Source organism: Nitratidesulfovibrio liaohensis (genome assembly GCF_011682075.1).
Lineage (GTDB): Bacteria > Desulfobacterota > Desulfovibrionia > Desulfovibrionales > Desulfovibrionaceae > Cupidesulfovibrio > Cupidesulfovibrio liaohensis.
Window position 1 is genome coordinate 1 of sequence record NZ_VSMK01000074.1, and the last position, 7,502, is coordinate 7,502.

The 7,502-nt window shown below is 69.2% G+C and carries 6 protein-coding genes; 1 reads left to right on the top strand and 5 read right to left on the bottom strand.

From position 1 onward, the window contains the following. The 5 genes from FVW27_RS03315 to amrA form a co-directional block, all read right to left on the bottom strand. The coding region (locus FVW27_RS03315) for a PAS domain-containing protein (protein WP_243838182.1) at positions 1 to 1,971 on the bottom strand (1,971 nt) is incomplete at its 3' end. A gap of 210 nt (positions 1,972 to 2,181) precedes the next feature. Continuing rightward, complete coding sequence (locus tag FVW27_RS03320; protein ID WP_167122715.1) at positions 2,182 to 3,093, bottom strand: universal stress protein; 912 nt, start codon at positions 3,091 to 3,093, stop codon at positions 2,182 to 2,184. 7 nt (positions 3,094 to 3,100) lie between these two features. Continuing rightward, positions 3,101 to 3,643 (bottom strand): hypothetical protein, encoded by a 543-nt coding sequence (locus tag FVW27_RS03325; RefSeq protein ID WP_208294602.1) that lies wholly within the window; start codon positions 3,641 to 3,643, stop codon positions 3,101 to 3,103. 58 nt (positions 3,644 to 3,701) lie between these two features. Then, on the bottom strand, positions 3,702 to 4,868 hold the full coding sequence (locus FVW27_RS03330; RefSeq protein ID WP_167122717.1) for an MFS transporter: 1,167 nt from the start codon (positions 4,866 to 4,868) through the stop codon (positions 3,702 to 3,704). 336 nt (positions 4,869 to 5,204) lie between these two features. Further along, positions 5,205 to 5,891 carry an AmmeMemoRadiSam system protein A gene (gene amrA / locus FVW27_RS03335; RefSeq protein WP_167122718.1) on the bottom strand — a complete coding sequence of 229 codons (687 nt, stop codon included), beginning with the start codon at positions 5,889 to 5,891 and terminating at the stop codon, positions 5,205 to 5,207. A gap of 259 nt (positions 5,892 to 6,150) precedes the next feature. Between amrA and FVW27_RS03340 the strand changes: the two genes are divergently transcribed. Next, on the top strand, positions 6,151 to 7,395 hold the full coding sequence (locus FVW27_RS03340; protein ID WP_167122720.1) for an ABC transporter substrate-binding protein: 1,245 nt from the start codon (positions 6,151 to 6,153) through the stop codon (positions 7,393 to 7,395). The last annotated feature ends 107 nt before the right edge of the window (positions 7,396 to 7,502 follow it).

Sequence of the window (7,502 nt, forward strand, 5' to 3'; positions counted from 1 at the left end):
GCTCACCGCCAGCCGCCCGCCCCTGCGCCGCGCGGCGCGGCGTTCGGGAATGCATGCCCCCCGGCAGCCATCGCCCCCGCCATCAAGGGGCACGCCCTTGCGGGCGGTCTCGCGCTGTGGCCCCAGAGAAGACCTCGCCGCCGTCAGGGTCAGGCGTTTGGAGCGCGGGCCAGCGCCGGGTTCACCCCGTTCCCCGTGGCCACCAGTTGCCGCCGCGTTCAGGGCGTGATGGGCGTTGGCAAGAAGATTCATGAACACCTGCTGCAATTCGCCGGGGCGGCCCACTACCATCAGCGGAACGTCGGGCAGGTCCAGTTCGATGACCACCCCGTCGCTCTCCATGTGGGTGCGGGTCAGGGCCAGGGCATCGTGCAGCACCTTGCGCAGGTCCACCCGCACGTCGGCGTCGCGCCGGTCGCGCCCGAAGAACAGCAGATTGCGCACGATGCCCGCAATGCGCTGCCCTTCGCGCAGGATGCGTCCGGCCAGTTCCGGTTGCGGTTCGTGGCGCATGCCGCCCTGCGCCGCCGCGTCGGCATCGTCCAGCATCAGTTGGGCGCAGTTGATGATGCCGTTGATGGGGTTGTTGATCTCGTGCGCCACCCCGGCGGCCAGTTCGCCCAGAGCGGCCAGTTGCCCGGCCCGTACGGCTTCGGCACGCAGGCGGTGCAGTTCGGTCTGGTCTTCCACCACGCCCAGCCCGAACAGGGGCAGGTCATCGGTGCCCCAGACCACCGTGGAGGTGACGCGGCACAGCCGTATTTCGCCGTCGGGCCTGCGCACCCGCACCTCGAACCGGGCCACCCGGTCGCGTTCCGCCCGGTTGCGCTGCATCTCGTAGGTCAGCGATTCGCGGTATTCGGGCAGCACCAGATCGAGTACGTGGGTGCCGCGCATTTCGCCCAGGGTCAGCCCGGTGATGGCGCACAACGCCCGGTTGGCCTCGATGACGTTGCCCGCCGCGCTGGTGTGCAGAAGCCCCACGGGCACATCGTCGTAGATGCGACGCAGCAGCCGCTCGTGCCGCCCCAAGGCCGCCTCGTGGGCGTGGACCATGCGGTCCTTGCGCTCCAGGGTGGCTTGCAGTTCCTCTTCGGCCCGGCGCTGGGTGGTCACGTCGTGCACGTACGCGGCGATCTGGGCCACACGGCCCTGAGCGTCGAACACGGGCACCAGATTGTGGCGCAGCACGCGGCCACCGTCGTGGTCCTCGAAATAGCCGCCGCGCCCGGTGGCCACGCAGTGCGCAAGCTCTGCCCTGCGCCTGGCGGCCATGTCCGGCGGCATGTGGGCGAACACGCTCTCTCCGGCCATGTCCTGCCCGTCACGCCAGGCATGACGCGAGGCGGCGCTGTTGTGGGCCACTATGGTGCCGTCCGGCTCCATCAGAAAGGCCGCTCCCGGTGCCGCGTCCAGCAGGGCGCGGCGGGTTTCGCCTACCTCGCGCAGGGCACGGCGGGCGGTGACGACATCCGTGATTTCCACCCCCACCAGCAGCACCCGGCACATGATGCCACTGCCCGGCAGACCCCGCCCGGCCAAGGTAACATTGAACCAGCGCTCGCCCGCGCGCCCGCTGACGGCCAGTTCGCCGATGACGCGCGGTTCACCGGCAAAGGCGCGGGCCAGCAGGGGGGACAGCCGCGCGGCCACATCGGGGGGTACCAGTTCCTCCAACCGATGGCCGCGTGCCTCCATGCGCCAGACGCCGAACAACGATTCGAACCCCCGGTTGACCATGCGCACCCGCCCGTCGGCGTCTATGCACAGCGCCAGCACGGGGACCGCGTCCAGCAGCATGTCCGGGGTTTCGGGGTCGGCATCCAGGGGCAGCAGGCGTGCTTCGGCCTTGCGCAACCGGTGGCGCAGCACGGCCACTTCGGCGCGCAGGCGTTGCAGTTCCTCTTTGGGGGTCTGGACGGAGCCTTGCGCGGTGGACTGGGGAAACAGTTCAGGCTGAGGATCGGGCATGCCCGCAGGTGACCCGCCGCCCTCGGGCCGGGTGGCAGGGCCAGCTTGGGAGGCACGAGCGGGACAGGGGGGACAAGGGGGGCTGGGGGGGCTGGTTGGACAAGGGGTGTGGGCGGACGCGGGCGTTCCTTCCGCGCCGGGCAATCCCGGCGACGCACCCCCGGTGCCGGGTGCCGTACCGGTACGGGAAACGGTGCGCTTGGGCATGGTCTACTTGCTCACCCACAGGGAAAAACGGTTCACCCGGTCGTGCAGCCGTTCGCTGACGCTACGCCCGAACATGCGGCGCATCAGGGTATCCGGCAGGGCCGTGCGGCGGCCCACCGCCACCACTGCAAACCTGTCCTGTTCGGCCACGCGCAGGATGGCTTCGGCCTTTTCCGCCCTGTCGGGGCAGGCGCGAGTGTCCAGCATCAGCACGCGCACCCGCGACTCGTCCACGCCGTTGGCCAGCACGGCTTCGCGCGCGGCGTCAATGGCGTCTTCGCCGGAAAACGGCGAGTCGCCGGCCCCCACCCCCACAGCGTGCTGGCCCCCACCATTCCCCGATTCCCTGCAATGCAGCAGGGTCACGGTGTGGTCCTCGGCACCGGGAGCGGCCAGCATGAACCCCACGTGGTCGGCCATGCGCAGGTTCTCGCCCGATCCGTCCACGCACAGCAACACGCCGGACAGGTCCGGTTCCGGCTGGTGGCACACCCACAGGGGAAAGGCGATCTCTTCGCCCAGCAGCCCGCGCGAGACGCTGGTGGTATAGGTCTGTTCCAGCCAGCCCAGATAGCGGCGGCCGGACACCACAGCATCGTACAGGCCCCTGTGGGCTTCCTCGACGATGTCACGGACCACGCCGAACTGGCGGGGCACCGCACGCGTCTCCACATGTTCCGACGCAAAACCGTGCTCCACCGCCCAGCGGCGCGCCTTGGCCAGCTGCTCCAGCCCCTGGCGCATCTGCACGTCGGACAGGATCACCTCGCCTGGGCCGGAGGCGTAGGCGTCGGGCACCACGTAGAACAGCGTCAGGCGCAGGGCCTCCTTGCGGCGAAAGAAACCGGCCACGAAGCGCAGGTTCCACGACTCGCCGCCGTCTCCCCCCATGGTCAGCAGCAGATGGCGCTCCATGGTCGGCCTACTGGAACAGGTAGCCGTAGCGGACGGAGATGCCGTCGGTGCGCTCGGCGATGTGCGCCACCAGGTCTTCCACGCTTTCCGCCGTCACCACGCCCACCTCGCGGGCAAGGTAGTGACGCAGGGTGCCTTCGCTCTGCGAGAACACCCAGACCACCGAATAGGCAGAGCCCACCGAGGGCCGCGACGGGAATTCCGGCGTGGTGGAAAGCAGCACGCGGATCTTGGGGGCATCCTTTTCCGACAGCACGAACAGCGAACTGGAGTTGAAGGTATCCTTCAGGCGAAAGGCCAGGCGCGCTCCCAGGCTGTCGGTGCCCTCCAGTTCCACGGCCACCTGCACGGCCCGGTCCACACTGGGGGCGGGCTTGTCGGCCACGGCCTTGGGCGCGGCTTCTGCGGCCAGCGCGGCGGAGGCGCCGGAAACACCGGAAAGCGGAGAGAACAGTGCGGCAGCGATCAGGAACAGCGAAACGGACAGCAGCAGGGGCGCCCATGGGCGCGGCTTCGATGCGGGCGTGCGGGGCGGGAACGGGCGCGACATGACACAACCTCCTTGCGGTTCACGGATCGTTCCACAAGGGTAGTCGCTGCCGGACCATTTAGCAAGACGCGCCGCGCGCCGGAACCCTCATGAACAGTGTCGCCACCAGTGAACACCCCGCCAACGCGGCCCCCAGATAAAACGGAATGCGAAAGTCCATCATCCACAACATGCCGCCAACAACGGGCACCACCACCGCCGCCACGTGGTTCACCGCCACGCTCACGGCCATGCTGGGGGCGATGTCGGCCGGGTCGGCTATCTTCTGGAAGTAGGTGCGCACGGCCACGATGAAATTGAAGAATATCTGGTCCAGCACGTACAGCAGGCCCACCAGCCAGCGGGCCTCCACCACGGTGTAGGCCAGGCAGATGCCCGCCAGCGACAGGCACTCCATCACCAGCAGCCTGCGCTCGCCCACGGCGTTGATGGCCTTGCCGATGAGCGGATTCAGGAACCAGTTCACCGCATTGTTCAGCATGAAGAACAGCGTCATTTCGCGCACGCCGAATTCGAACCGTTCCACCAGCAGAAAGGCCGAAAACACGATGAATATCTGCCGCCGCGCCCCGCCCAGCAGGGTAAGCAGGTAGAACAGCCAGTAGCGCTTGCGCATGACCATGCCCCGCCGCTGCACCGGCAGCCCCTGCGCGCGCGGGTCTTGCGTCAGCGCCCACAGCCCGGCCAGTATCGCCAGCCCGCCCGAGATGGCGAACAGGCCGGAAAAGGGCAGCACCCCGGCGGCCAGAAAGATCACCGCGCCGATGGCCAGGTTGCCCCCGGCGTTGAGCCCGCGCAACCGCCCGATGATCAACGGCGCGGTGCGCACGTCGAAGTATTGCAGGATCAGCGACTGGTTGGTGGTTTCGAAGTAGTGAAACCCGAAGGACATGAGCATGGTGGTGAACACGATGCCCCCGAACGACGGAAAGAACCCGGCCGCCAGCACTCCCGCCCCCAGCATGACCACCGAAAGCGCGGCCAGGCGATGTTCGCGCAGTACCAGCAACAGCAGGATGACCCCGATGGACAGCAGGCCCGGCACCTCGCGCAGGGACTGCACAAGGCCGTTCTGCGCGCCGGTAAGCCCCGCCTCGTGCACGGCGAAGTTGGTGTAGAGCGTGCTCCACCCCTGGTACCCGACAGCGTTGGCCACGGTGAGCACAAGCAGAAAGATGTACATGGGCCTGTTGGGAATGGTGGGCAGATCGGGTATGCGCTGCACGCAGTACTCCTGCGGACGCAAGCGGAAAACGCCGCGCCGGATGTAGGGCGGAAAGGGGACTGCCTGCGGGCGGGATGCCCGTGCAGGAGACAAAGGCCGGAAGGTGTGGACTACGCCCGCGCGTGGGCACTGTCAACGAGGCGAGCGGGCGCCCGCGCCCAGGTACGGGTGCGGCCAGTTGCGACCGGACATGCCCGAGGGCGGGGGCCACCCGGCCCGGCGCAACGGACCGACGGAACGACCGGCGGAACGGGCTGGCGCGGCGGAAGTGCGTCGGCCGGGAACGGAAGACAGGGAGGGTAAGACCAGGGAGGTATGCACAGCGACAGGCCGGTGTTACAGGTCGCCGAACACCTCCGCCTCGAACCAATACAGTTCGGTGCGCCCGTCCTGCCACGCATCCCGCCATGCATCGGATGGCAGCCCCGCCTTGCGGCAGGTCTGGGCCAGGAAGGTTTCCCGGTCCCAGCCCCATTCCACCGGAACCTGGGGCAGCAGCACCCCGGAACGATAGCCCTGGCGCACCAGCAGCCCGTGCCGCCCCACCCGCACCAGGGAAGGGTCCGGACAGCGGGTGAGCGGACCGAGCACGGAAATGTCCAGTTCCAGCGAGGGTGCCTCGGCGGCGGTCACCGGCGGAAAGCGCGGATCCTCGAAGGCCGCCGCGCGGGCCATGCGGGCCACGGTGAGGTACAGCGGCCCGTCGCCGACCATGGAGCCGATGCAGCCGCGCAGGTGGCCGTCCTTCTTGAAGGTGACGAAGGCACCCAGAGAGCGATGCAGCACGCCGGGGGGTGGCGCGGGCACCTCGGAGGCATCCGGGCCGCCGGAACCGGTCGGACCATCTGCACCGGTCGCCCCGCCTTGCGTGGCCCCGGCTTCCGCCAGCCGATGCAGCACGGCCCAGCGGGCAAGGTCGAGCAACCATGTCCGCTCGTCGGCTGCCAATTCCAGCCGGAACGCACCGGAATCGGCGCCAGCGGCATCACCCGCGTCCGTCACGTGAGTCAGGGGCGTGGACATGGGAACTCCCTTGCGCGGCCCGGCGGCGGCACCATGCAGCCCGGTGGTGGCCGCGCGGCCTCATGGTGCCAGAGCCCGCCCGGCGCGTCCACAGGAACGGCGCAAAGGCACACTCGCCACCGGCCTTTCCACCGCCCCCGCAACCGTCCCTCGCCCCGCAGCCAACGGGCGTGCCACCGCGTGCGCCACTGTCAGCCCCATGGACTTTCCCCCCCGCCCACTATAGAATTTCGGCGCATCGCCCATAGCGAGAGGTCACATGGCGCAACCAGACCACGACGCCCCCGCCCAAGGGAGTGCCCCTGCCCAGGGCCCCCCCCTGGCCCACGAAAGTGGCCGACACCGGGACACCGAACCGGACAGTCGTCCGTGGCGTTCGCGTCGTGTCACCATGATCGTCATGGCCGCAGTGGCCCTCGTCGGCATGGCCGTGGCGGTCACGCTGGTCCTGACGCGCGAACCGGCCACCGTGCGCATAGGCTTTGTCGGGCAACTCGAAGGCCTTACCTCCGACCTGGGCGTACAGGGTCGCAACGGCGCGCAACTTGCCGTCGAACACCTGAACGCCGCAGGGGGCGTGGCCGGACGCCGCCTTGAACTGGTGGCCGAGCATGATGGCTCCACCCCCGACGAGGCACGCGCGGCGGTCACCCGGCTGCTTGCCCGCAAGGTACAGGTGGGAGTGGGGCACATGACCAGCGGCCAGACCGTGGCAACCCTGCCCCTTTGGGAAGCCGCCGGGGTGCCGCTGATCTCTCCCACCACCAGCGCCCCCGCCCTGGAAGGCAAGGAGGACAGCTTCTTCCGTGTCATTCCGGCCAACACCACCTGGGCCGAGGCTTTGGCCGCGTATGCCCGCGCCACGGGCCTGCGCCAGGTGGCCATTGTGCGCGAAACCGCCAACGCCCCCTTCTCCACCCCCTTTGCCGAGGCATTCGCCACCCGGTTCCGCGAACTGGGCGGCACCGTGGCCGCCGACCTGCCCTATGCCACCGCCGACCGGCAGGAATTTGCCCAGGCACTTCGCCACGCCCGGCAGTCGGCCGCCTCCGGCGTGTTGCTGGTGTGCCCGGCGCGCGACGTGGCCATGGCCGCCCAGGCCTTTCACCGCGACAAGTTCTTTCCCGCGCTGTACAGTTCTTCCTGGGGCTACACCCGCGAACTGATACTGGCGGGCGGCCGCGACGTGGAGGGCATCGTCTTCGCCCATGCCTATGCCGCCGACCTCGACGACGACGCCTTCCGCAACTTCCACGCCGCCTACGCGGCACGCTTCGGCTGGGTACCCAACTTCGCGGCGGCCTTCGCCTACGAGGCCATCATGGTTCTGGGCGACGCCCTGGCCCGGGCCGGAGGCGACCCGTCCAGACTGCGCGCAACCCTTCCCGAAGTCCGCAACCTTACCGGCGTGCTTGGCCCCATCAGCCTTGACCGGTACGGCGACGTGCACCGCCGCTCGTTCATCCTGACCATCCGCGACGGCGAATTCGCGACACTGCAATGAACGCACACCCGACAACCTCCGACGGGCACCCCAGCGCCGCCGCCCCCGACCGCCCGGTACACGGCCGCGCCCCCAGTCGTGCGCCGCGTTCGCTGCGCCGCCTGCTG

Coding starts and splice junctions, on each gene's coding strand:
- FVW27_RS03320 (WP_167122715.1), bottom strand. CDS start 3,093: ATGGAGCGCCATCTGCTGCTGACCATGGGGGGAGACGGCGGCGAGTCG.
- FVW27_RS03325 (WP_208294602.1), bottom strand. CDS start 3,643: ATGTCGCGCCCGTTCCCGCCCCGCACGCCCGCATCGAAGCCGCGCCCA.
- amrA (WP_167122718.1), bottom strand. CDS start 5,891: ATGTCCACGCCCCTGACTCACGTGACGGACGCGGGTGATGCCGCTGGC.
- FVW27_RS03340 (WP_167122720.1), top strand. CDS start 6,151: ATGGCGCAACCAGACCACGACGCCCCCGCCCAAGGGAGTGCCCCTGCC.